We start from the raw sequence: 24,589 nt of genomic DNA on the forward strand, positions 1-24,589 counted from the left end.
TTACACCGTTTTTGAGAATACTTTTTTATCTTCACTAATGTTTTTCATATAAGCATCAAAACACATGGCAATATTTCTTATAAGCAAAACGCCTGTTTCATTGACTTTGATAAAATTTTCATCAAAATTAATAAAATCTTTGTATTCTTCTAAAGCTTTTAAATCCTCTTTAAAATACTCCTGAAAATCAATGCAAAATTCTTTTTCTATTGACTTGATATCAAGCTTAAAATTTGCCATTAACTCCATAATCACTGCTTTTCTAAGCTCATCATCATCGCTTAAAGCTACGCCTCTTTCAAAAGGCAAAACTCCTCTATCTAATGCAGCTTCATAACTTGACATATCTTTAAAATTTTGCGCATAATGTCTTTGCCCTTCGCCTATACTTGTAAGCCCAATACCGACTAAATCAGCACCGCCTTTGGTAGTATAACCTTGGAAATTTCTATGCAAAGTTCCATTTTCTAAAGCTTTAAAAAGCTCATCATTTTCTTTTGCAAAATGATCCATTCCTATCATTTTATAACCATTTTTGCTTAAAAATTTCTCACAAAATTCTAAAATTTCAAGCTTAACATCAGGACTTGGCAAGGTATTTTCATCAAATTTTCTCATATTTTTCTTAAGCCAAGGCACATGAGCGTAATTAAAAATCGCCAAACGATCAGGGTTTAAAAGCATAACTTTTTCTAAAGTTTGTGTAAAGCTTTGTAAATTTTGATAAGGCAAACCATAAATTAAATCCATATTTACAGACTTTATGCCTTTATTTCTTACAAGATTTAAAGCATTTTGTGTTAATTCAAAAGACTGGATGCGATGAATTTCTTTTTGAACTTTTTCATCAAAATCCTGCACTCCAAAGCTGATACGATTAAAGCCATTTTGCGTTAAAACTATGGCTTGTTCCTCATTTAAAAAACGCGGATCGATCTCACAGCTAATCTCTGCATCTTTAGAAAAATTTCCAAAAACAGATCTGATTTTTAAAATCAAACTTTGAAGTTGTTTAGCGCTAAAAAAAGTTGGAGTTCCGCCACCAAAGTGCATTTGCACCACTTCTCTTTTAGTATCTAAAATGGTACTTAAAATATCAAGCTCTTTAAAAATATAAGTTAAATACCTTTCTTTACTCTCTTCTTTTGCAGTATAGATGACATTGCAACCACAAAAATAACAAGCACTCCTACAAAATGGTAAATGAAAATAAAGCGATAAAGATCTATCTTGTTTTTTTAAAATTTCTATATATTCTTCGTATTTGAAATTTGTATTAAACTCTACTGCTGTAGGATAAGAAGTATAGCGTGGTCCTGCTTTAGAGTATTTTACAAAAGCTTTATAATCTCTCATTTTGGTTTACCCTTTCTATCATCGCTTGCATATCTACAAATAAATTTGGATGCTCTTGTTTGATTTTAGAAATTAATTTTTCAAGATCAATACTAACTTCCATAGTACCATTTTGTGCCTTTTGCTTGATCTCATCCATGGCAACCGTCCAAACATCGTTAAAATCTACAGGAATTTGTTGATAAATCGCCTTTTCTAAACGCAATTCAAAATTCTCTTTTTGACTTTGTTTTAAACTTTCAAGTATATTCTTAAGACTTTGTAAAGAAAGCAAAGTGTGAATTTCATCGTTTTCATCTATCACAAACCAAGGCTCAGGAGAATCAAAACTTCCATTTTCAAGAACTAAACATTTTTCGTTTTCACTCTCGCTTTGCTTCATTTTAAAAATCGTTCTATCTTTTTTCTTTATTCCTAGATTTTGACTAAATTCATCAATGCGCTTTAAGCAAGTGCTATACTTTTCTAGCTCTTTCATTCTCTTCCTCTCTGATTATCCAAAAAGCAAAGCAAGGCTTTTGCCACATAAAGGCGATTTCTTGCTTCTTCAAAAATCACATCTGCATGTTTTTCAAAAATTTCTTCACTCACTTCATAACCTCTATAAGCAGGCAAACAATGAAGCAATATCGCGTCTTTATTCGCAATGCTCATAGCCTTTTCATCGATCATAAATCCTTCAAATTCCTTAATCTTGCGTTCTTTTTCATTCTCTTCACCCATAGAAACCCAAGTATCGGTAATGACTACATCTTTATCCTTTAAGGCTTCAAATTTATCATGACTTAAGGAAATTTTAGCTCCTGAAATCAAAGCCTGTTTCATAGCAAATTCCCAAATTTCAGGGCTAATTTTATAGTTTTTTGGTATAGCTATACTAAATTCAAAGCCCAAAATCGCAGCCGCAATAAGCCAAGAATTGCACATATTGTTACTATCTCCGATAAAAGCAACTTTTGCTATACCATTTTGCATCTTATTCCATTCTTTGATAGTAAGCAAATCTCCTAAAACCTGAGTAGGGTGATAAAGCTCGCTTAAAGCATTGATCACAGGGGCTTTAGAATATCTTGCAAATTCGAGTAAAGTTTCATGTTTATTGACTCTCATCATCACAAAATCAACCATCGCCCCTACCACCCTAGCTGTATCCTTTACAGGCTCGCCACGACTAAGTTGTAAATCATTGCTACTTAAAAATAAAGCCTTTCCGCCAAGCTCTGTTATGGCTAATTCAAAGGCCATTCTTGTTCTTGTAGAGTTTTTTTCAAAAATCATTGCTAAAGTTTTATCTTGTAAAAGTTTTTTAGGCTCTTTTTTTAACTCGCTAGCATGATTTACAAGGCTTAAAATTTCCTCCTTAGAAAAATCTCTTAAAGTTAAAAAATGTTTCATTTTTCTCCTTTTAACATTTTAGCTAATTCTTTGGCATGATAAGTGATGATAAGCTTTGCCCCTGCTCTTTTAAAAGCTATCATAGTTTCATACAAAACTTTTTCATAATCAATCACTCCTGCATTTTTAGCTGCCTTTAACATAGCATACTCTCCGCTTACATTATAAACACACAAAGGCAAGTTAGAATGAAGGGATATTTCTTTAACCACATCAAGATAAGCAAAAGCGGGTTTTACCATCAAAATATCAGCTCCTTGTGCTTCATCTTCCAAGCTTTCTTCTAAAGCTTCTTTACCATTAGCAAAATCCATTTGATAGCTTTTTCTATCTCCATAACTTGGAGCTGATTCTGCTACATCTCGAAATGGCCCATAATAACTTGAAGCAAATTTAGTAGAATACGCCATTATAGGCAAATTTTCAAAACCTTCTTTATCTAAAGCTTTGCGCAAAGTAGTGATAATACCATCCATCATTCCACTAGGTGCTATCATATCTACCCCTGCTCTTGCGTGAACTAAGGCTTGTTTGGCTGAAATTTCTAAAGTGACATCATTATCCACACTTTTTGTTTTTGGATCGATAATCCCACAATGCCCGTGATCTGTGTATTCACAAAAACAAAGATCACTGATTATAAAAAGATCTGGAAAATTTTTCTTAATCTCTCTTATACTTCTTGCAACAAGCCCTTCATCATCTAAAGCATCGCTTCCACAGCTGTCTTTTTTCTCATTTTCCAAAACGCCAAAAAGTATAATGGCTTTAATGCCTAAATTAACTACATTTTGACACTCTTTTAAAATTTCATCTAAACTCATTTGAAACACATCAGGCATAGAAGAAATTTCTTTTTTTATTCCCGTTCCATTAACCACAAAAAGCGGATAAATCAAATCATTTACACTTAAAGAATTTTCTCTTACCATGGCTCTTAAGTTTTCATTAAGCCTTAATCTTCTAAATCTTTTAAACATTTTTTTGTCCTTTTTTTGCTAAAATCTTAACATAAATTTGATTATAGAGAGTAGTAAATGAAAATAAAAATTTCAGAAATTGCGAATTTACCTAGCAAATGGGGAAATTTCCAAATACAAAGTTTCAAAGAAAATGATAAAGAACATTTATGTATATTTAAAAATACTCCAAAAGACACACTCAATCTAAGAATTCATTCAGAGTGCTTAACAGGAGATGCTTTAGGAAGTTTAAAGTGTGATTGTGGGGAACAGCTTGAATTTTCACTAAAATATATAGAAAAGAATGGCGGAATGGTGATTTATCTTAGGCAAGAAGGAAGGGGTATAGGGCTTTTTAACAAGGTTAATGCTTATGCTTTACAAGATAAAGGTTTTGATACGATTAAAGCAAATCATCAGCTTGGCTTTAAAGCCGATGAGAGAACTTATGAAATTGTAGAATTTATACTCAAACACTATGAAATTTCTAAGGTTAATTTACTCACAAATAACCCTGAAAAGCTAGATTCTATCAAAGAAAAAATCATCACACGCATACCGATTTTAATAGAACCTAATCGTTTTAATGTAGAGTATTTAAACATAAAACAAACTCAAATGGGACATCTTAAATAAATGATTTTTAAAGATTATGATTTTTTGCAAAACTACGATTTAAAAAACTTTGAAGAAAAGGTAAAAATTTATAAAGAATTATTATCTAAATTTAACCGCATTCACAATCTTACTCATTTAAAAAATATAGATGAAAATATCTTTGATAGTATTAAAATTTTAGATTTTTATGATTTTTCTAAAGCAAAAAATCTTGCCGATATAGGAAGTGGCGCAGGATTTCCAGCTGTATTTTTAGCTTTTTTACTGCAAAGCAATTTTCATCTTTTCGAACCCAATCCCAAAAAAGCTGCCTTTTTGCGGACATTAAAAATAGAATGTGAACTTCCAAATTTACATATTTACAAAGAAAAAGTTCAAGAATACAAGAATACCTTTAAAGCTGATATCATCACTTCAAGAGCCTTAATGGATGTCAAGCCTTTGCTTGAAATTTGCAAAAATCTAAAAGATGAAAATACAGTTTTTATTTTATGGAAAGGTAGTGAAATTTATCAAGAACTTGAAAATATAAAAGATTATGAAATTTTTGAAAATAATTTAAGAAGATATTGTATTTTAAAGTAGCCCTAAGGCTACTTTTTATTCTGCTAAATCAGCATTAAAACTGATATCCACTAAAGGCCAAGAAATTCCACCATGTCCTGCAGCAACATCGCTTAATGCTTTTAATGCTTTAGAACCATTTTTAAAAGTATGCAAATCAAGTTGTCCTTTAGCTTCAAATTTATTATCTTTGATGGTATAAGTTAAAGGTACAATAGTACTTTTTTTATCCATAGTAATTTTTGCTGAAATAACGCCTTTATTTTCACCCGCAATCACATCTTGAAAAACAACTTTAATATCCGTATCTCCCAATAAAGCAGGGAAAAATACTTTTGTGATATTATTGGTTATAATATCATTGCCTTCACCCATAAAAGCATTGCTTGGCTTTATAGTAGCTTTAGCGCCTTTAAGATAACTTGCCAAATCCTTTATATTTTTAGAAAATTTATATTCTACATTTTTAAATTCACCTTTTGTTCCTATCATATCTTTAGTTTTATATCCTTCAAAAGAAACCTTTAAACTATCTTCTTTAAAAGATACAGCACTTAAAGCCGAAGCTAACAAGCAAGAACTTAAAACACTTACAAGAATTTTTTTCATCTTTATTCCTTTTTAATAAATTTAATTAATGAATTAAATTATATTCTTAGTTGATTAATAAAATAAAATTTTCTAAAATAAAAAATAATTTTTATTACCAAAGTATACCTTTAAAAGCTAAGGTTAAAAAATATCCTCCAAAAACCAAAACAAGCCCTAAAACAAAAGCCAAGCCAAATACCCTAGAGCCACTTTTTAAAAATTTTTTAAAGTCAATTTGCAAGCCTAAAGCTGCCATAGCAAAAACGATACATAAAGTACAAAGTGTTTTACCTAAAGAGATGATATCACTCGTAGCAATACCTAAAATACTTTCTTTGCTTGCTAAATAAGTATTTAAAACTATCATGCCTAAAAATGCAAAAGCAAAATAAGGTATAGTGATACTTTTTGCAGTTTTTCCACTGCTTGAATGTTGATTTTTAGCGAAAAAATAAGTCACTATAAGCAAAAAAGGCACAAGTAAAATCACTCTCATCATTTTTATAATCACTGCAACATTAGAAGCACCTTGCTCAAATCCTGCCATATCCTTTGCCATTTCAGCAGCACCTGCGACATTTGCCACCTCATGCAACGTAGCTCCCATAAAAACACCCATAGCATTTTGATCAAAAAAAGGAAAAAGATTTAAAGAAAAAGCTATGGGATATAAGAACATAAATACAAGTCCAAAAATCACCACCGTACCTACAGCTAAAATTCCCTTAAAAGGATCACTTTTCAAACTTGACTCTAGTGCTAAAACCGCTGCCGCACCGCAAATCGCACTTCCAGCTCCAACAAGCATAGAAGTTTCTTTATCGAGTTTAAAAATTTTCGTTCCCACAAATAAAGCAATAATAAAAACAAAAAATATCACTATAGCAGAAAGCAAAAATCCTTTCAATCCTACGCTTAAAAGCTCAGTTAAAGTGATATTAAAACCATATAAAACAATGCCAAGTCTTAAAAGTTTTTTCGCACTAAAATGCACTCCGGCTTGAAAATGATGTTGGTATTTAAAAAACCAAGGAGAAAGCAACACTCCTATGATAATAGCAAAAGCAGTCGCTGCTAAATGAGTGGTATCTTTGATACTTTGAACACTAGAAAGATACATAGCAAAAATCACTATACAAGCAGTAAAAAGCAAACCCTTAAAATTTGATCGCACTATAGCCACGCTATGTGCTAAAAAACTTGTTTTCATTTATTTTCCTTTTTGTAAATTTTGTGTTATTATATTTTTTTTATTAAAATTATAGAAATATATTATTTTAATTTTTATAATAATTTTTTTTTATTAAATAAAGGAATCACTCATGAAAATCAAAGATATGGAAATATTTTTAGATCTTTTAAACACTCAAAGTCCAACTCATACAGCCAACAATTTTTCCATAACTCAACCTAATGTTTCAATAGTAATTAAAAATTTAGAAAATAAATTTGATGGCATTTTATTTGAAAGACTTGGAAAAAAACTCTTACCTACACCAAAAGCTTTAGAACTAGGAAAAAATTGGTTAAAAATTATACAAGCCTACTACCAAAGCTTAGAAAAATTAAACGACGAAAGTATGCTCTTAGGGGAAATAAAAATAGCCTCAACTCAAAGCATTTCTGAACATTTTTTAGCTCCTATTTTATTTGATTTTAAGGCAGAATTTAAAAACATAGAAATTCGCTCTCAAACGCAGAATTCAAAAGAATGTTTAAATTTACTAAAAAACGGAAATATAGAATTTGCAATCATTGAAGCAGAACTTGATCCAGCTTTAGTGGAGTATGAAAATTTAGAAATAAATTTTTGGCAAGATGATGAACTTATAGTAGCTACAAGTGATAAAAAACTCAATGAAAAAGAATTTTATATCGATGAACTTTTGGAACAAAAGTGGATTTTAAGAGAAGTAGGCTCAGGCTTAAGGGATAAATTTTTAAACGAAATTGGTGCAAGCTCAAAAAAACTTAATATTTTTCTTGAACTTGATAGAATGGCTGCGATTAAAGAACTTGTTTTACAAAAAAAAGCAATCTCTATTTTTTCCAAAAAAAGCATAGAAAAAGAATTAAAAAATTCAACACTTTATGAAATTAAATTAAAAAATATCGACCTAAAGCGTAAATTTTATACCTTAAAAAGAAAAAATTATAATTTTAACAGAGCTTTAGAAAAATTTGAAAAAATATTCAAATCATAAACATAATAACCGATTTATATAGAAAGTTAAGCAATTTTTAGATAAAATCCAAAGCTTATATAAATTTCAAGGATAATCAATGAACGCCAAAACTCAAGAAGCTGAATTAGAAGAATTATTTCAAGAAAATGCAAAAGATTATATCACATATGAAAAATTGGTAAAATATCTTACAAAACAACCAAGTGCATCAACCACTAAAAAAGTGCAAGCATTAATGAAAAAACACAAAGTGCAACTTTTTTCAGCAGCTGAAATTGCACAAATGAAAAACATAGAAGATGCAAAAAGACTTCAAGAAGAAAAACAAAAACTCCAAGATACAAGCCTTGAGAACGAATTTGATTTAGCCAATGAAAACGATTTATTAGAATGGAGCAGATCAGACTCTCCTGTTCGTATGTATTTAAGAGAAATGGGACAAATTGCTTTATTAAACAAAGATGAAGAAATTGAAATTTCCAAAAAAATAGAACTTGGCGAAGATATTATCATTGATGCTTTTTGTTCTGTACCTTATTTGATAGATTTTATTTTAGATTATAAAGAACCTTTAATAAACAGAGAAAGAAGGGTAAAAGAACTATTTAAAAGCTTTGACGATGAAGAAAAAAGTGATGATAAACTTGATGAACTTGATATAGATGAAGATGAAGAAAACGAAACAGAATTAGAATCAGATGAAGAAAATACTAAAAAAAACAGCAAAAAAGAAGATGAAAGAACTTTAAAAGTTATAGAAAAATTTAAAGCTCTAGAAAAAGCTAAAAAAGATTGGCTAAAAACATCCAAAGACAAAGAAAGCGGAGATGAACTTTTAGATAAATTAAGCATTGCGTTCAAAAAAAATATTTTAAAAGAAAAATTAATGGATCTAGGCCCTACTTCAAAACTTATTAGCGAAATCGTAAAATCAATGGAAACTGCACTAAAAAGTGATGAAGAATTTGACAAAGAACTTAAGCGTTTAGAATACCGCTTACCTATGTTTTCTGATGAACTTAAAAAACGCCATGCAGATATTTTAAAAGATATTACAAAATTGAGCAAAGAAGAAATCACAGAGCGAGCTTTAGAAACAACCATGGTAAGCACTTATATGGAAATTAAAAAACTATTTCAAACTAAAGAAGCCAGTGAAAAAAGCTTTGATCTTGAAAAATCACGCTTAAAAGAAATTTTGGAGCAAATTAAACGCGGTAAAAAAATCTCTGATGAAGCAAAAGGAAGAATGGCAAAATCAAACTTGCGCCTTGTTGTAAGCATAGCTAAACGCTACACAAATCGTGGTCTGCCTTTCTTAGACCTTATCCAAGAAGGAAATATAGGTTTGATGAAAGCTGTGGATAAATTTGAATACAAAAGGGGTTATAAATTTTCCACTTATGCAACTTGGTGGATCAGGCAAGCTATTTCAAGGGCTATAGCTGATCAAGCAAGAACCATAAGAATTCCAATCCATATGATAGAAACCATCAATCAAATTAATAAAATTATCCGCGAACATCTACAAAAAGATGGAAAAGAACCTGATGTCAGTGTTATAGCTAAAGAAGTAGGTTTAAGCGTAGATAAGGTTAAACAAGTTATTAAAATCACAAAAGAACCAATTTCTCTTGAAGCTCCAATAGGAAATGAAGATGATGGTAAATTTGGAGATTTTGTTGAAGATAGAAATTCACTTTCTCCAATGGATCATATCTTAAAGGATGATTTAAAAGAACAAATTGATGAAGTTTTAGATCAATTAAACGATAGAGAAAAAGCGGTAATTCGTATGCGTTTTGGTTTAATGGATGATGAAAGTGATAGAACTTTAGAGGAAATTGGAAAGGAACTTAATGTCACTCGAGAAAGAGTGAGACAAATAGAAAGCTCAGCTATAAAAAAACTCAAACACCCTAAAGTAGGAAGAAAACTAAAAAATTATATAGAAGGTTGGAAGTAAGAGTCAATCTCCTTACTAAAAACCCAGATCTTTTTCTTCTTTTAACTTGCGTACATGTTCAAAAAAAACTAATTTTCCGCTATGTTTTTTTAAATTTTTAAATTCCTTAATATCAAATTCTAAACACAAGATAGAAGAAGTTGGAAAAGAAGCTAAACATAGCGAACTTAACAACTCTCCAAGCTCCATTAAACTAGGATTATGACCCACTAAAAATACTTCATTAAACTCATCATCAATATCTTGCAGAATTTTTAGCAAATTTTCAACATTGCAAAGATACAATCTTTCATCAAAACAAATTCTATTTTTATCAAAATTATAAAATTTGGCTATTTTTTTCGCTGTTTTAGCGGTTCTAACAGCAGGACTTGATAGCACCAAATCAGGATGAATTTCATGCGAAGCAAGATTTTTAAAAAGTTTTTTTAAATCTTCCTTTCCACTCTTAGTAAGTTTTCTTTCAAAATCATCGATGTCTTCACTCTTACTTGCTTTTGCATGTCTTATAATATAAATTTTTTTCATTTTACCTCTTTTATTTTAGCTAAAATATAACCACACATAAACCCGAAAATATGACCATACCAAGCAACATTTACCCCCATAAGCAATGGCACAAAACTCATAAGTAAAATTGCCACTATAAGTCCTTTTGTGCTATTTTTATCAATAACAGCATAAAAGCCCATTAAAACACAAATTGCACCACTAGCGCCTATGACATTTATATTTTCTCCAAAATATTTAAAATCAAAATACACATAAAAAACACTTAAAAGTGAGCACAACAATCCGCCAATAAAATAAATAAAAATAAAACACAAAGCACCCAAATAAGTTTCTAACATACGCCCAAATTGAAACAAAACTATCATATTTAATATAAGATGAGTTAAATTTCCATGTAAAAACATTGAACTTAAAAGCTGCCAATAAGCTCCATTAAAAAATAAAATATTCAAACCAAGGATATTGTAATAATCATAAGAAATCAAAAAATAACATAAAATATTTAAAAAAATTAAAAAAATTGTAAGCAAAATATAAAACCTTTATTTTTTATAATATTGTCTTAAAATTCACATAAAATTCACATAAATTCTTTACAATTTTACTAAAAAATAATTTAGGAAAAATATTGAAAATTAAATTTTTAAATATTATTACTATTTTAAGTTTATCTTTAAATGCTGATATAATAATTTCTGCTGATAATTTACCAAATGTTTCTAAAGAATTTTTACAACATAATTTCAAAGCGCCTATAGGGATCGTGCAAAAAGACAAAAATTCCTATGAAGTCTATCTTAGCGATGGAACAGAGCTTGAATTTGATATAGATGGAGCTTGGAAGGAAATTGAAAATAAAGCCTTTCCTTTTGATCTAGATTTTTTACCTCAAAATTTAGCCAATATCATCAAAAGCGAATTTCCAAATACAAAAGCTAGAGAAATTGAAAGAAAAATCAACCATTATAAGATTAAACTTGATAACGATATAAAAATTCTTATAGATTTTAATGGAACTATCTTATATAAAGAATTTGATGATTAAACATATCATCAAACCTGCATTATATCTTTAACATCGTCATATTCTATCTTTTCTTTTTCAAGCAAAAGCTCTGATAATTTTAAAATTTTATCCTTCATAGAATTTAAAAATTCATCCATTTCTTTTTTTTGTTCACTTAAATTTGACTCTTTCAACATATCAAAACTCAACATATAATCAAGCAATTCTTTAATCTTTAAAAAATCATCTTGCGAGTTAGTATAACTTTCATTGTAAATCAATCTCATGGCTCTAGAACCAGCCAAATAAACTTTTATACGATTGATAAGCTCTGATTTTGATCTTATATTATGCTCATATTCTTTAAAACGATCTTCAATGAGAGTGATTTTTTCAAATCCTATGTCAAAATAATACGCACTCAAAGCTTTTGCAGCTTGATAAGTGGCTTGAATTTTCTTCTCTTCATCATTAAAACTTAAAATCTTTTTCTTACCTAAAAGAACTTTATTTAATACAGCATAAAAATCGCTTTCCTCAACTAAAGCACTATTTCTTCTTAAAGCATTAATTGCTGCTTCATTGACCAAAGTTTCAAGCCCTGCTCCACTAAAACCTACGCTTGCTTTAGCGATTTTATTTAAATTGATATTATTGTTTTTATCTTTCATATAAATTTCTAAAATTTTAAGTCTATCCTTAAAATCAGGCAAAGATAAAAAAATTCTCCTATCAAAACGCCCCGAACGCAATAAAGCAGGATCCATAAGTTCGATTTTATTTGTCGCAGCTATAACAATAACCCCACTATTATCCTCAAAACCATCCATTTGAGTTAAAAGTTGATTTAAAGTGCTATCTCTTTCAACATTTGACATTTCTCCTCTTGCCTTACCTACGGCATCTATTTCATCAATAAAAACTATGCTAGGCGCCATCATTTTAGCTTTTGAAAAAAGCTCTCTAACTCTTTTTGCACCCATACCTACATAAATTTCAACAAAACTTGAACCACTTTGATAAAAAAATGGCACCCCTGCTTCTCCTGCAACTGCTTTTGCTATCAATGTTTTTCCTACACCAGGTGGGCCTACCATTAAAACACCTTTTGGCATTTTTACACCAAATTCTTTATATTTTTTAGGATTTTGTAAAAAATCCACAAGTTCGCTTAGCTCCATTTTAACTTCATCAACACCTGCTACATCATTAAAAGTAATATTTGAAATCACAGGTTTTATATGGGAACTTTCTAAATTTATATTTGAATTTTGAGCTTGAGTGTGATTTTGATTCTTATTTGATATTGGATATTTAGCCAACTCTTTTTTACGAGCAAAATAACCAAGACTTATAAAAAGTGCGATAATAAAAATAAGTAAAACAAAAAACACCCAAAGCGTATTATCTTTTTTAACCTCTACGGGAACTTTTGATAAAAGTGTTTTTATATCTATGCCATCTTTTATAATTACGTAATTTTCACCTTCTGCCTTAAGCCAAATTTCGTCTTTATCAATCACAGCTTTTTGGATTAAATTTTGGCTTAATAGACTTTGATAAAGATTTTCATCTATATATTTAGGTTCATTTTTAAAATATAAAATTCCCAAAAGCATACATAAAACCATAAAAGATGCTAAAATTATCTTTTTATTTTTCATTATCTAGCCTTTTAAATTTGTAAAGTTAGACTTTTCTTGTACTTCATATTCAGATATAACGATCCATTCTTTAGCTATATCTTTATCACTTTTAATTTTGATCTTATTAAAAAACTGATCATAACCCTCAAAAAAACCATCTTTTTGATTTTCTACCAAAACTTCAAGTGAAACTTGATTTTTTTTCCTAAATTCATAATTATTTTTTTCTACTATGGATTTTAAAGTGTTTAGCCTTTCTTTAGCTAAAGTTCCATTTATCACATCTTTCATGGTAGCAGAATGCGTGTTGTTTCTAGGGCTAAAAATAAAAGCATGGATATGAGTGAGTGGAAATTCTTTAAAATTTCTTAAAGCTTCTTGCCATAGCTCTTCACTCTCGCCTGGATGAGCTACTATAAAATCCGTCCCTAAAGCATATCCTTTGCTTGCTATAGTATTAAAAAGCTTTAAATCATTATCCGTATGTGATCTTCTTCTCATTATACGAAGCATTTTTTCACTTGTATGTTGCAATGCAATATGTAAATGCCTTTCAAGCCAAGCTTCATCTAAGATTTCTAAAAAACTTTCATCAAGCTGTGCAGGTTCTAAACTACCTAGCCTTATGCGTTTTATACCTAAAATTTGTCCCATTTTTTGCAAAAGCTTGCCTAGGGTTGTGCCATTTTTAAGCCCATATGAACCTATATTAGTCCCTGTTAAAACAATTTCACTATAACCATTAGCTCCCAAAATTTCAACCTGTTTTAAAAGAGCTTTTTCATCCACACTTCTTGATTTTCCCCTCACGCTAGGAATAATACAATAAGAACAAGCAAAATCACAACCTTCTTGAATTTTCACAAAAGCTTTGGTATGATTTTCATACTCACAAACTATATCTTTATCAATAAAATTTAAATTTCCAAGTTCATAAAAACTTGTCTTTGCTCCTAAAAATTCATTGATTTTATCTTTATTTGACGCTCCAAGCACTCCAAAAACTTGCTTTTTATCTAAAAGCTCCTTACCTTTGCTTACAGCACCACAACCTGTAAGTATAACTTTAATGCCTTTTTTTTGCATGGTATTTACATAAGACTTTATCCCGCTATCAGCTCCATTTGTAACCGTGCAAGAATTTACAACGATAATTTGTGCTTTATTCTCATCATTTATAATCTCATAATCTTTTACATAACTTTTTAAAAGCTCTGTATCATAAATATTTGTGCGACACCCAAAGGTTTTAAAAAAAACTTTTTCTTTCAATCCTTATTCCTTGCATGAAAATACATATTTTCATGATGTTGTTCAAAATGATTTTGATTTAAATTTCCTAAATATAAATTTTGCGATGGATAAGCAATTTTTATATCTTTATGCTTATTAAATTCTTTTATAATCTCTTTGCTAATCGTACTTCTTAATACCAAAGCCGCATAAGCATTAGTCATATACCATGCAGAAATTCTCATTCCCCAATGTTCAAAAAACATAAAAAACCTTGGCTCCACTTTAGGATTTTTAATACTATATTCATGTTGTAAACGAGCTATATTTTTTCTAGCAAGCTCAGTATAACCTTTGGCATGGCGTGTAACAATATTTTCCACAATTTCTTGAGCTTTGTCAAGATTGCTATCAAAAGTAACACTTATATCAATGCCATCAAGCACGGTTTTCATACCATGATGGGTATAATTAGCAAGCAAATTTGTAAAAACATAGTTATTAGGAATAAATATAATACGCCCACTACGACGATTTTTATTATAAGTTTCAAGCGTAAGCTCTTCATAAAGAGTAATGCGTAAAAAAGAAATGTCTATAATATCTCCTATATAGGTAGTATCATTTTGAAAAACTTTTACACGATCCCCTACTCTAAAACTTCCGCCAAAAATAATCACACACCATCCAAGCATAGACATAAACATATCTTTCATAGCAATAGCTAAGCCCGCAGAGGCAAAACCAAGTATAGTTACAAGATAAGTAATATTTTCTATATAAGCAAAGAGCAAAATAAGAAAAATAATATTTATATTAATAAAATTAATAATCTTCGTAGCAGTATAATATCTTTCACTATCTTTAATGTATTTTTTAGCAATAAATTTCAACATAAAAGCTATAGCTATAACAATAACAATAGCAACAAGTATATTTACAGCCCTTAAGCTTTGAACTTTAATCTCAGCACTTACTCGAGAAAGCTCTTCATCAATTTTTTTCTCATAAACAGAATAAGAAACACTAGCAAAATTTAAAGCTTGCTCAAATTCTTCCAACTTTTTATCCGAAGCTTTTAAAGCTTCTATATTCTCAACACTTGGTTTAAGCTCAACTAATTCCTTAAGTTCTGAGTTTTTTTCCCTGATTTTATCTACTAAATTTTTAAAATCATTAAATTTAAATATATATTCTTCCTTTTCTCCTTTTAATTTCTTAATATGAGAAAAAGCTCCTATAATAGCCAAAGGATTAGTAAGCTTAGATAAAGTTTCTATATTATCAGGGGCACTAAGACTTTGTGCAAAATTTAAATCTTTATATTCTTTAAGCAGGCTCAATTGCTCTTCTAAATTTGCTATCTTGCGTTTAAGTTCTTCTTGTTGGTGAATATCGGAAGTCTTTTTTAAATTAAGATTTAAAATGATTAATTCATCATTTATATCTTGATATTTTATAAAATTTTCATAACGTATATTCCAAATACTAGCACTGATTACAGTATTTAAAGTATTAATTTTCTCATTTATATTATTAATAATAGTCCGATTTACATCACCAAAAGCAAAAACAACAAAAAAGGTTAAAATAATAATTTTTTTCATTGGAATTCTCTTAAAGTTGCAATTATATCTTCTTTAGAAATATCACCTTTTATCAAACCCTTACCCAAAGGACTAGCAAGAACAAAATTGATTTTTTTATTAGAGCTTTTTTTATCCATGAAAAAAGCTTCATAAAATTCATCTACATTGTTGATTTTATATGATATTGGCAAACCGAATTTAAGTAAAATATCTTTTATTCTTTGACTTTGCATTTTATCCAAAAACCCTAAATTTAAAGCCAATTGATTTGCCATAACCATACCTATAGCCACCGCTTCTCCGTGTAAATAAAGCTTATAATCTGTAAAATTTTCTATAACATGAGCAAAAGTATGCCCATAATTTAAAAGCATTCTAAGCCCTGATTCTTTTTCATCTTGTTCAACAACCCTTGATTTAAGTTCTATGCTTCTTGCTATAATTTGAGTAAAAATTTCATTCTCACAAGTAGCATTTAAGAAACTTTTTTCATCAATTTTTTCTATAAAATCAAGTATACTATCATCAAACATTGCTGCCATTTTAATAAATTCAGCCATGCCTGCAGCAAGTTCTCTAGAGCTCAAAGTCTTTAAAAAAGAACCCTCACAATATACAGCTTTAGGTTGATAAAAAGTGCCAATAAGATTTTTACCAAAATTATTATTAACACCTGTTTTTCCACCTACTGCTGCATCAACGCAAGCTAAAAGTGTAGTAGGAATATTTATAAAATCAATACCTCTTTGATAAATACTAGCAGCAAATCCGCCCATATCACTAATCACGCCACCACCAAAACTTATAAGCACGCTTTTTCTATCCAATTTAGAATTAAACATTTGGTTTAAAATTTCTTCCATGGTGCTTAAATTTTTATATTCTTCACCATCTTTTACAGTGGCAATAAAAATTTCTTTTGCCTTAATTTTAGAAAGTAATGTTTTCAAATGAAGACCTAAAATCTTAGGATTTGAAAGTATAAAAACCTTACTATCAAATTCTAATTCTTCAAGTTCATCAATATAAACCTTATAAGCATTTTCTTTTAACTTAACTTCTACTTGCATTGAACTACTCTTTTTGCGTTTATTCTATCACATTTAATTAATTATTTATTCTACTGGTATGAAAAGTTGGTAATTTTGTCTCATTTTATAATAATGCCTATTTAAATTTGTACTTAAATTTCTGCCAAAATCTCTATTTAGTAATTCTTTTTGAAAACTCACAAATTGTAACAAATCTTCGCGATATTGCAAATTTAAAAGAGGGTTTTCATCATTTTTATTAATAATTTGTATATTTTTATCATAAAGCTTAGATAAACTTCTAAAATACTCCTCCATATCTGTAGTATTTTGAGAATTTGGATTATAATAATATAAAATAACTCCAAAATCAAGCTGTTTACTTAAATCAGTAATGACATTTGCATTGTTTTCAAGTTCACTCTCATCAGCACTTAAAATAATCGCTTCTTTAAGCTCATCAAAAGAAGCTTCACCCACTTTCATAATAGGAATTTTTAAATCAAAAAAAGCTTGTTTTTCTTTCTCAAAATTTTTTATATCAGTTACAACTAATCCTATATCATTATTTTGCAACCATGTGGAAATTTGTTTAAAATCCGTGTTGAAATAATCAAAAAACACACCTTCTTTATCCTCAGAAAGTTTTTTTAATTTTTCATACATTACCCCTAATTTAGGATTGATAACATGTATAAAAAATCTTTTTGCATTGCTTTTTTGAGTTAATTTTAAAGTAGTATCAAGCACTCTTTCTTGCATATTTTGATTCATATTTTTCATATCAATTAAAGCAAAAACATTACTTCCAAAAGGCATAGGAAATTGCCCTGCTTTGCCTCTTATATTATGAAAAATACTTTGTAAAACAACAGGATCTCCAACGATCAAAATGCTATCATTTGGCTCTAAAACAAAAGATGGTTTTACAAAATAAATTTTAGAATTTCTATAAATAAGGACTATGCGCCACCTTTTTTGTTGTATTGAACTTATGTGCCTATAAGCAAAAATAGACCCTGCTGGAATTTTTACTTCCATAATCTCCCCAACTCCAAGTCCTATATACTGAGCTGTTAAAGCAATATCTGGTAAAAAATCCATAAATCTACGGCTTAAAGTCATTCTAGCATCAGCTAAATTTGCATGAGTATCATTAACACTTAACCCCCAAAAATCCATTATTTCTATTTCTAAATTTGGATTTAAAGAACGCAAAGCCTCATAACTTTTTTTAGTTTCAAATTCATCTTGCATATAAATAAAAGCCTGTTTAAAATCCTTACTCATAATATTTTCAAGACGCGCTGTGCTTGTAGGATCAAAATAATGCAAGTCAATATACTCACTAGAAATATTTAAGTTATTTTTTTCACTATTTTGACACACTACTGTAAAAAAGTAACCTAAGCCTTTTTCAAAACAAAGCCTTTCTAAGAAATGCTTTGCTAAAATACCATCTATTATAATTAAAATATTATTCATTTTAAACTCCAAAAAGGAAATTATAACAAATGGAATTTAAATTAAAGCATAAAGATGGAATGGCAAGGGTTTGTGAAATCACTACCGCACACAGCACTTTTTTAACCCCTGTTTTTATGCCTGTTGGCACAGTAGGAGCGGTTAAAAGTCTTGATGCTAATGATATGAAAAATGAGCTTGATGCAAAAATTATTTTAGCAAATACCTATCACATGTACTTGCGTCCAACTTCCAAAGTAGTAAAAGATTTTGGAGGTTTACATGGATTTACGAAATTTGATAGAAGTTTTTTAACCGATAGTGGTGGTTTTCAAGCTTTTTCTTTAAGTAAAAATTCCAAACATTTTAATGAAGGTATAGAATTTAAAAGTCACATTGATGGAAGTCGTCATCTTTTTACTCCAAAAAGTGTTTTAGATACCCAATATGATTTTAACTCTGATATTATGATGATTTTAGATGATTTAGTAGCCCTACCTGCAACCAAAGAAAGGGTTAAAATTTCTGTTGATCGCACTATACTTTGGGCAAAAGAAGCTATTGCTTATCATAAAAATATGCAAAATAAAGGTATAGGTATAGGGCAAAATATTTTTGGTATTATCCAAGGTGGCACAGATTATGAAGAAAGAAAGCGTTGTGCTTTAAGTTTAAACGAAATGCCATTTGATGGTTTAGCTATAGGTGGGCTTAGCGTGGGCGAAGAAAACGCCTTGATGTACGAAACAGTCCAAAACTTAAACCCTTATCTAGATGAAAATCGTCCAAGATATTTAATGGGCGTAGGAACGCCTGAAGATTTAGTAGAAAATGTTGAGCGAGGAGTAGATATGTTTGACTGTGTGATGCCAACTAGAAATGCAAGAAATGGAACATTTTTCACAAGTTTTGGAAAATTTAATATCAAAAAAGCAGAATTTATCAACGATCATGAAGTTATAGATTCTACTTGCTCATGTTATACTTGTCGTAATTTTTCAAGGGGTTATTTAAACCATCTTTTTAAAGCTAAAGAACTTACTTTTTTTCGTTTGGCAAGTCTGCACAATCTACATTATTATCTTGAACTTGCAAGAAAGATGCGTGAAGCAATTTTGAACAATTCTTTTACGCAATTTAAAAGAAATTTTTATCACTTAAGAGGCAAATAAAATGCTAGAGCTACACGAAAATCTAAAAAAAATCCTGCAAGCAAAGAATTTAGAAACTTTCTATAGCGAAATTTATGGACAAAAAATTTTTGTTTACGTGGGATTAAATTTAGAAACTTGGCTTTTTAATGATGAAAAAATTTATAAACTTCAAAATGAAGAATTTAAGCTTTCTAGCATAGAAGAATTTTCAAATTTTATTAAATCTATTTTAGAAGATTTTAAAGTACAAAATACTCATTTTCAAAACCTTTTAGAACACAAAGAAGGTATTATCTTAAAAGGTGGTTTTGTTAAAAATTTTTACAAAAAATCCTTTGTTTTAAGACAAAAAATTAACAAAAATCTAAAGCAAATTAATCTTCTAAGTGAAGCTTTCAATCTTTTGCTTAGCGAACAAGCACAATACAAAAAACATTTAAAAATTCTAAATTTATCCATCAGCATCTTAAATAAAAATACCAAAGAACATCTAACAAGAATTGATACTCTTTATACATTAACAAGTGCAATTAAAAATGAAAAAATGAATAAAAGTATTTATCTTTTAAGCATACTTTCTTCTATTTTCTTACCTTTAAATTTGATCGTAGGATTTTTTGGAATGAATACTAATAATCTTTTTTTCAAAGATAGCCCTTATGGTACACTTTATATTTTTTCTTTGATTTGCTGTATTTTGATTGTAGGTTTTATATTTTATTATTCAAAAAAGACTAAAGAATTTGATTTAGATGAAGGTAAAAAAGCTAAAAAACAAACAAAATAAGCAAAATTTTGCTTATTTTAAGAATATTTATATATAATTTTAACTTATTTTTGCGCTCATAGCTCAGCTGGATAGAGCATTTGATTGCGGTTCAAAAGGCCAGAGGTTCGAATCCTCTTGAGCGCACCATCACTTCTTTTCTTAAATAATCTTGAATCATCTGAAATAATCATCTAAAGCATGATATAGCAATGTTTGAAAGCTTCTAAAATAATCTCAAATAATCAATTTTGACAATTTTAAAAGTATATGTTATAGTATATGTTAAATTTTAAAATTCAAAAATAACATATACTTTTTAACATAGGAATATTAAAAATGATTATTGTTAATGATAAGCAACTTAAAACTTTAATTGTAAAAAAAGAACATATATTAAAGATGCATACACAAAAAATCTCTACATCGAAGCAAAAGATTCGCTAAAAGGTACTATTATCTTTTTTTTATTTTAGATATAGGTTAAACAAAAAAATACAAAGTATTAAAATAGGAAAATACCCAACAACCACACTGTCAAGCGCAAGAGAAAAAGCAAATATTTTTAATAATATGTTAACTGAAAAAATTGATCCCAAGGAACAAATTCAAAAAGAAGATATAAAAAAATCAAAAACCCTAATAATACACTTAAATTCTTATTTAGAGGCTGAAAATAATCTACAAAAAATCAAGATTTTAGTCAAAATATATCAAAATTTACAAAAATGTAGCCGAACTCCTGATCTTATTGATATAGAAGAACTTGAATTTAACAAAGAAGACATTTTCGAAGAATTATTTTATGCTTTAGGCGGTTTAGGAGGTATATATTCCGTAGAAATGATACAATCTAGAATTGCAAATTTCATCAAAATACTTGGCGGAGAACCTAAACTTTTATTAGAACAATTTTAAACACATAGACTTCTTCTTGAAGTCTATGCAAATACTCAATTTTAGAAAAATTAATTATTCAATAACGCAGCTTTTATTGTATCATTTGTTGCTTTGGCATATATAGTAGTAGTATTTAGATTTGCATGTCTTAGAATTTTTTGTATGACCACAAGGTTTGTTCCTTTGGCTGTTAATCTCATGGCTAAAGTGTGTCTAAGCAAATGAAGTCCTTTTTTGCTGATCAAAGCTTTAGCGTAAATATTATTTACAATCAAAAAAGCATTACTTCTATTTAAATGTTTTCCTGTGCTAGTTTGCATTATGTAATCACTATCTTGGATATTTTCTTTAAAATATTCAAGCTCATCATCTACTTCTTCTTTTTTAATAAATGCAAATTGTTCTTTACCGCCCTTGCCTATTATGGATATTTTTAATATTTCATCATCAACCTCTTCAAAATCACAAAGTTTTACATTTAAAGCTTCAGAAATTCTAAGTCCTCCATAAAGCATAAGTTTTATCAGTAAAGAGTTTCTAAAACTATTATAAACTTCTTTTTTTGCTTTTTCTTTCTCTAAAACATTATTTAGCCTTATAATTTCATTTTCATTAAGATAATTTAATTTTTCTCCTGATTTTTCTGTTCTAAACCTAATTTTCTTCATATCAAAGGAAAAAACAAACAAATCATCATTATTATCGCTTATAAAAGAAAAAAAGCTAGTTAATACTCTCAAATAAGTTATTTTTGTTTTTTTTGATAGTTTATTGCCATTTTTTGAATTATTTTCTAAATAATTAAGAAAATTGACTAAAAAAGTCGTTTTTATATCGTTTATTTGCATTTCATCTTGATAATCTAAAGAATATTCTACAAATTCTAGTAAAATACGCCTATAAAGTAAAAAAGTATTATTTGAATAGGATAATGCTTGAATATGTTTCAAATAAGTTTCTATCCAACGCTCTAAATCTTCGCTTATTGTAGTATTTTTAAGTTTCATTTTATTTATATCCTTTTTTTTATAACATAATTAAATATTATGTTATATATTTTAAATTATATCATAAAAATATTTATATTTTTGCATTATTTGTCTATTTATACAATTTTTTATTAATATTATGGTATAATTTATATATTTTAACAAATAAAGGATAAAAATGGAAAAAAATACAATAAATAATGAAAATATTCAAAAAAATGAAATATTAATTCCAAAAAGAGTATTATTTGATGAAAAAACATTAAAAATGATAGAAATGATGATTCCTGCTTACAAAGATGAAATTTCTAATGTAGCTAAAGAAAATGAGAAAATTAATCAAATGATTAAGCTTGCTATAGAAAAAATGTTTAAAAATGATTTTTTGAATAAAATAAATAATTTTTAATTAGGTTTTTTATGAATAATGTTTTGTTGCACAGAATAACTGAGAAAGGAAACATTCGCTATTATAGCATAGAAATTATTACCACTCTATTTGAGGAATATATGGTTGAGAGAGTTTACGGAAATGTGCGTTTTAAAAGTTGCACAGGAAGAAAAAATAATGTATTTCCAAGTTTTAATGAGGCACAAATTTTTTTGAGAAGTTAAAGAAACAAAAAATGAAAAAAGGGTATGCGTAAGTTTTTGCTCAAAAAATAAGAAAAAACATTGATAAAATAGGCTTTTGAGATAAGCTTTTAGCTAAACTCTCAAAAACAGGTAAAAAATCCTTATCAAATCCGCTAATTTCAATTTTTATAGCCATTTGTATCCTTTCTTATATAATTTTTATTTTTATTATACCATAAAGGATTTTGTTGTAAAATTGGAAAAAACTTTTTTTATATATAAAATTACATAAATAAGACAATCAAAATACAATACAAAAGATTAAAGAATATAGTAAAAACGGTTTTTTAAAAAAACTAATATAAAATATATGGCTAATTATATAATTAATCCTCCTCTAAGCCATCATTAATTCCTGCTTCTGCAAGTTCAAGCTGTTCTTTTTGATACACTTTATCATCTTTAAAGGCTTCAAAACTTTTTTCCCATAAAACCTTTCTTTGCTCTATATATTCTTGATCTTTACACATATTAATCCTTTTTATTTATCAGGTTTAAAACCACTATCTAAAATTATTTTTGTCATTGCACCTTTAAGTTTATCAAAACGATTTAAAGCTTGCATATTACTAACTCTAAGCAATCTTATTTTATCATCTTTTTTATAAAACACTTTAAAAACTTCATCACTTTGTTTGTGTTTTACTATATCATCTAAAGTAGGACTACCTATGAATTCATATTCTTTGGTAAAATCTTATCTAAATCTAAAAAGTGCATACCTAGAAATATCGAAGTCCGTTTATTTCCATCAGCAAATGGATGAAATTTTACACAGGAAAATATTAAATGTGTAATTTTATCAGTTATTGTAGGATAATAATCATCGTTTTTTATATACTCTAATGCACTAGCCAAATATCCTACTTTGTGTTTCATTATAACCACTTAATCCGCCTGTTTTTTCAATAATCTTTTCGTGTATAGCAATAGCTTCGCTTAGTTCTATATATTTCATTTATTTTTAAGTCTTTGAAACACCGCATTTATAGCAGGTTTTTCTAACTCTTTTTCCATTTTTGCCATAGTTTTTTTTAACTGCTTCTCTCTCAGCTAAATATTCTTTATTATTTTTTTGTTGCGTATTATATTCTGTGGTTTTCATTTTACTACCCTCTTTATTCTTTCAATTAATATCCTAAATACTGTATAGACTATTTTAACATTTATATTTGATTAGCAAATCAATATGAAGCTAAAAAAATTAATTTGCTAATTATACCCAAATTAATTTTCATTAAGCAATAAATAAAACAATCAAGTCAAAAAAAATCCGTTTCAAACCCCTAAAAAATAGGCATTCTGTAACAAAAATACTTGCAAAAATTATTAAAAAATGGTATAATTATGTTATATAAATTGAGAAAGGAGTTGCTTATGACTCTTATTATTGAAAATGTTAATGAAAATTTTTTACCTGCATTCAAGGGTTTAGCAAAAAGCATAAATGCCAAATGTAAAATTTCTAAGCCTAAGTTGAGTAGTTTTGAAAGTAAGATATTAAATGCAAGCAAAGAACTTGATAAAGAAAAAAAAGTCAATACTGCATTAAGCTTTAATTCGCATCAAGACTTTGTGAAAGCTTATCAAAATGGCAAAATATAAAATTTATTACCATAAAGATTTTATAAAAGCTTACAAAAAAATAAGCGATGAAGAGCGTAAAATAACTGATGAAGTTATTGTAAAACTTTCTAATGATGAGAATTTAGAACCTAAATATAAAGATCATCAATTAAAAGGTGTATTAAAAGATTTTAGAGAATGTCATATAAAGTCTAACTTGTTATTAATTTATCAAAAACATAATAATGAGTTAGAGCTAAATATTTTAAAACTAGGTAGTCATAGTAAGTTATTTAAAAAATATTGAAAGGAATAAAGATGGATAAATGTAGGAAAAAAGCAAAAGTGACTACAACCGAAAAACTCATACTTGTTCTTTGGCTTTCTTGCGGAGTTGCAGCTATTGTTTTGCTTTTGTGTTATTCCTTGCTAAAAATATAAAAATAGTTCCCTATGAT

At 28.4% G+C, this 24,589-nt stretch carries 28 protein-coding genes, 1 tRNA gene and 2 pseudogenes; 14 read left to right on the plus strand and 17 right to left on the minus strand.

The annotated features are described in order from the left end of the window. The 4 genes from hemN to hemB are packed head-to-tail and all read right to left on the minus strand — an operon-like array spanning position 1 to position 3,731. Positions 1-1,356 carry an oxygen-independent coproporphyrinogen III oxidase gene (gene hemN, locus FBF15_RS08090; RefSeq protein ID WP_038816716.1) on the minus strand — a complete coding sequence of 452 codons (1,356 nt, stop codon included), beginning with the start codon at positions 1,354-1,356 and terminating at the stop codon, positions 1-3. Then, the gene (locus FBF15_RS08095) at positions 1,343-1,834 is read right to left on the minus strand and encodes a DUF2603 domain-containing protein (protein ID WP_002873198.1); all 492 of its coding nucleotides are present in this window, start codon (positions 1,832-1,834) and stop codon (positions 1,343-1,345) included. The genes hemN and FBF15_RS08095 overlap by 14 nt, the downstream gene beginning before the upstream one ends. After that, positions 1,831-2,751 carry an ornithine carbamoyltransferase gene (argF, locus tag FBF15_RS08100; protein ID WP_038816715.1) on the minus strand — a complete coding sequence of 307 codons (921 nt, stop codon included), beginning with the start codon at positions 2,749-2,751 and terminating at the stop codon, positions 1,831-1,833. Before argF ends, FBF15_RS08095 begins: the two co-directional genes overlap by 4 nt. Then, the gene (hemB, locus tag FBF15_RS08105) at positions 2,748-3,731 is read right to left on the minus strand and encodes a porphobilinogen synthase (protein ID WP_038816714.1); all 984 of its coding nucleotides are present in this window, start codon (positions 3,729-3,731) and stop codon (positions 2,748-2,750) included. Before hemB ends, argF begins: the two co-directional genes overlap by 4 nt. Before the next feature lie 57 nt (positions 3,732-3,788). On the opposite strand from hemB, the gene ribA reads away from it, so the two are divergent. Beyond that, complete coding sequence (ribA, locus tag FBF15_RS08110) at positions 3,789-4,349, plus strand: GTP cyclohydrolase II (protein WP_002855920.1); 561 nt, start codon at positions 3,789-3,791, stop codon at positions 4,347-4,349. Then, positions 4,350-4,916, plus strand: a complete 567-nt coding sequence (gene rsmG, locus FBF15_RS08115) for a 16S rRNA (guanine(527)-N(7))-methyltransferase RsmG (protein ID WP_038816712.1) — start codon at positions 4,350-4,352, stop codon at positions 4,914-4,916. It begins immediately after the preceding gene. Positions 4,917-4,931: 15 nt separating this feature from the next. Here rsmG and FBF15_RS08120 read toward each other — a convergent pair whose 3' ends face one another. Both FBF15_RS08120 and FBF15_RS08125 read right to left on the minus strand, forming a co-directional pair. Next, positions 4,932-5,504 (minus strand): hypothetical protein, encoded by a 573-nt coding sequence (locus FBF15_RS08120; RefSeq protein WP_002859197.1) that lies wholly within the window; start codon positions 5,502-5,504, stop codon positions 4,932-4,934. 94 nt (positions 5,505-5,598) lie between these two features. Continuing rightward, on the minus strand, positions 5,599-6,696 hold the full coding sequence (locus tag FBF15_RS08125; protein WP_002859196.1) for a YeiH family protein: 1,098 nt from the start codon (positions 6,694-6,696) through the stop codon (positions 5,599-5,601). Positions 6,697-6,808: 112 nt separating this feature from the next. On the opposite strand from FBF15_RS08125, the gene FBF15_RS08130 reads away from it, so the two are divergent. Together FBF15_RS08130 and rpoD are read left to right on the plus strand one after the other, a co-directional pair. Beyond that, positions 6,809-7,690 (plus strand): LysR family transcriptional regulator, encoded by an 882-nt coding sequence (locus FBF15_RS08130; RefSeq protein ID WP_002855820.1) that lies wholly within the window; start codon positions 6,809-6,811, stop codon positions 7,688-7,690. A 79-nt stretch (positions 7,691-7,769) separates the two neighbouring features. Continuing rightward, a complete protein-coding gene (gene rpoD / locus FBF15_RS08135) occupies positions 7,770-9,638 on the plus strand; it encodes an RNA polymerase sigma factor RpoD (protein WP_002852997.1) in 1,869 nt (622 codons plus the stop codon). 15 nt (positions 9,639-9,653) lie between these two features. Here the strand turns inward: rpoD and FBF15_RS08140 are convergent, their stop codons facing one another. Both FBF15_RS08140 and FBF15_RS08145 read right to left on the minus strand, forming a co-directional pair. Further along, on the minus strand, positions 9,654-10,166 hold the full coding sequence (locus FBF15_RS08140) for a histidine phosphatase family protein (protein ID WP_002852934.1): 513 nt from the start codon (positions 10,164-10,166) through the stop codon (positions 9,654-9,656). Continuing rightward, complete coding sequence (locus tag FBF15_RS08145; RefSeq protein ID WP_002853058.1) at positions 10,163-10,681, minus strand: rhomboid family intramembrane serine protease; 519 nt, start codon at positions 10,679-10,681, stop codon at positions 10,163-10,165. The genes FBF15_RS08140 and FBF15_RS08145 overlap by 4 nt, the downstream gene beginning before the upstream one ends. A 98-nt stretch (positions 10,682-10,779) precedes the next feature. On the opposite strand from FBF15_RS08145, the gene FBF15_RS08150 reads away from it, so the two are divergent. Beyond that, entirely contained in the window at positions 10,780-11,196 is a 417-nt protein-coding gene (locus tag FBF15_RS08150; protein ID WP_032585073.1) for a PepSY-like domain-containing protein, read from the plus strand. Between the two features lie 8 nt (positions 11,197-11,204). Here the strand turns inward: FBF15_RS08150 and FBF15_RS08155 are convergent, their stop codons facing one another. The 5 genes from FBF15_RS08155 to FBF15_RS08175 are packed head-to-tail and all read right to left on the minus strand — an operon-like array spanning position 11,205 to position 18,141. Then, entirely contained in the window at positions 11,205-12,821 is a 1,617-nt protein-coding gene (locus FBF15_RS08155) for an ATP-dependent metallopeptidase FtsH/Yme1/Tma family protein (RefSeq protein WP_032580799.1), read from the minus strand. Positions 12,822-12,824: 3 nt separating this feature from the next. Then, on the minus strand, positions 12,825-14,075 hold the full coding sequence (gene mtaB, locus FBF15_RS08160; protein ID WP_002858158.1) for a tRNA (N(6)-L-threonylcarbamoyladenosine(37)-C(2))-methylthiotransferase MtaB: 1,251 nt from the start codon (positions 14,073-14,075) through the stop codon (positions 12,825-12,827). Continuing rightward, a complete protein-coding gene (locus tag FBF15_RS08165) occupies positions 14,072-15,643 on the minus strand; it encodes a mechanosensitive ion channel domain-containing protein (RefSeq protein ID WP_002869232.1) in 1,572 nt (523 codons plus the stop codon). The genes mtaB and FBF15_RS08165 overlap by 4 nt, the downstream gene beginning before the upstream one ends. Further along, positions 15,640-16,695, minus strand: coding sequence for a 3-dehydroquinate synthase (aroB, locus tag FBF15_RS08170; RefSeq protein ID WP_165434628.1), 1,056 nt, complete (start codon positions 16,693-16,695; stop codon positions 15,640-15,642). Before aroB ends, FBF15_RS08165 begins: the two co-directional genes overlap by 4 nt. A gap of 45 nt (positions 16,696-16,740) precedes the next feature. Then, on the minus strand, positions 16,741-18,141 hold the full coding sequence (locus FBF15_RS08175; RefSeq protein ID WP_002856550.1) for a COG3400 family protein: 1,401 nt from the start codon (positions 18,139-18,141) through the stop codon (positions 16,741-16,743). Between the two features lie 29 nt (positions 18,142-18,170). Between FBF15_RS08175 and tgt the strand changes: the two genes are divergently transcribed. The 5 genes and pseudogenes from tgt to FBF15_RS08195 all read left to right on the plus strand — a co-directional run bounded on the left by tgt (position 18,171) and on the right by FBF15_RS08195 (position 20,958). Next, the gene (tgt, locus tag FBF15_RS08180; RefSeq protein WP_002912984.1) at positions 18,171-19,292 is read left to right on the plus strand and encodes a tRNA guanosine(34) transglycosylase Tgt; all 1,122 of its coding nucleotides are present in this window, start codon (positions 18,171-18,173) and stop codon (positions 19,290-19,292) included. Between the two features lies 1 nt (position 19,293). Continuing rightward, a complete protein-coding gene (locus FBF15_RS08185; protein WP_052773677.1) occupies positions 19,294-20,061 on the plus strand; it encodes a magnesium transporter CorA family protein in 768 nt (255 codons plus the stop codon). 52 nt (positions 20,062-20,113) lie between these two features. Then, positions 20,114-20,190: transfer RNA gene (locus tag FBF15_RS08190), tRNA-Arg, on the plus strand. Between the two features lie 360 nt (positions 20,191-20,550). After that, positions 20,551-20,595 (plus strand): annotated as a pseudogene (locus FBF15_RS09975) (hypothetical protein); the annotation flags it as partial. An 18-nt stretch (positions 20,596-20,613) separates the two neighbouring features. Then, complete coding sequence (locus tag FBF15_RS08195; protein ID WP_032582081.1) at positions 20,614-20,958, plus strand: hypothetical protein; 345 nt, start codon at positions 20,614-20,616, stop codon at positions 20,956-20,958. A 50-nt stretch (positions 20,959-21,008) separates the two neighbouring features. Here FBF15_RS08195 and FBF15_RS08200 read toward each other — a convergent pair whose 3' ends face one another. Continuing rightward, on the minus strand, positions 21,009-21,947 hold the full coding sequence (locus FBF15_RS08200; protein ID WP_052773676.1) for a tyrosine-type recombinase/integrase: 939 nt from the start codon (positions 21,945-21,947) through the stop codon (positions 21,009-21,011). Positions 21,948-22,107: 160 nt separating this feature from the next. On the opposite strand from FBF15_RS08200, the gene FBF15_RS08205 reads away from it, so the two are divergent. After that, positions 22,108-22,338 (plus strand): hypothetical protein, encoded by a 231-nt coding sequence (locus FBF15_RS08205; RefSeq protein ID WP_002834760.1) that lies wholly within the window; start codon positions 22,108-22,110, stop codon positions 22,336-22,338. Between the two features lie 553 nt (positions 22,339-22,891). On the opposite strand, the gene FBF15_RS08210 is transcribed toward FBF15_RS08205, so the two are convergent. The 3 genes and pseudogenes from FBF15_RS08210 to FBF15_RS08220 all read right to left on the minus strand — a co-directional run bounded on the left by FBF15_RS08210 (position 22,892) and on the right by FBF15_RS08220 (position 23,670). Then, positions 22,892-23,035, minus strand: a complete 144-nt coding sequence (locus FBF15_RS08210) for a hypothetical protein (protein WP_002807233.1) — start codon at positions 23,033-23,035, stop codon at positions 22,892-22,894. Positions 23,036-23,264: 229 nt separating this feature from the next. After that, a pseudogene (locus FBF15_RS08215) lies at positions 23,265-23,523 on the minus strand (type II toxin-antitoxin system death-on-curing family toxin); the annotation flags it as partial. Positions 23,524-23,529: 6 nt separating this feature from the next. Beyond that, complete coding sequence (locus tag FBF15_RS08220; RefSeq protein ID WP_002872488.1) at positions 23,530-23,670, minus strand: hypothetical protein; 141 nt, start codon at positions 23,668-23,670, stop codon at positions 23,530-23,532. A 272-nt stretch (positions 23,671-23,942) separates the two neighbouring features. Between FBF15_RS08220 and FBF15_RS08225 the strand changes: the two genes are divergently transcribed. The 3 genes from FBF15_RS08225 to FBF15_RS09930 are packed head-to-tail and all read left to right on the plus strand — an operon-like array spanning position 23,943 to position 24,572. Then, on the plus strand, positions 23,943-24,170 hold the full coding sequence (locus FBF15_RS08225; RefSeq protein ID WP_002782139.1) for a hypothetical protein: 228 nt from the start codon (positions 23,943-23,945) through the stop codon (positions 24,168-24,170). Further along, a complete protein-coding gene (locus FBF15_RS08230) occupies positions 24,157-24,438 on the plus strand; it encodes a type II toxin-antitoxin system YafQ family toxin (protein ID WP_002782140.1) in 282 nt (93 codons plus the stop codon). Before FBF15_RS08225 ends, FBF15_RS08230 begins: the two co-directional genes overlap by 14 nt. Before the next feature lie 11 nt (positions 24,439-24,449). Continuing rightward, a complete protein-coding gene (locus tag FBF15_RS09930) occupies positions 24,450-24,572 on the plus strand; it encodes a hypothetical protein (RefSeq protein WP_002872489.1) in 123 nt (40 codons plus the stop codon). Positions 24,573-24,589: the final 17 nt, after the last annotated feature.

Source organism: Campylobacter sp. CFSAN093233 (genome assembly GCF_011068165.1).
Taxonomy (GTDB): domain Bacteria; phylum Campylobacterota; class Campylobacteria; order Campylobacterales; family Campylobacteraceae; genus Campylobacter_D; species Campylobacter_D jejuni.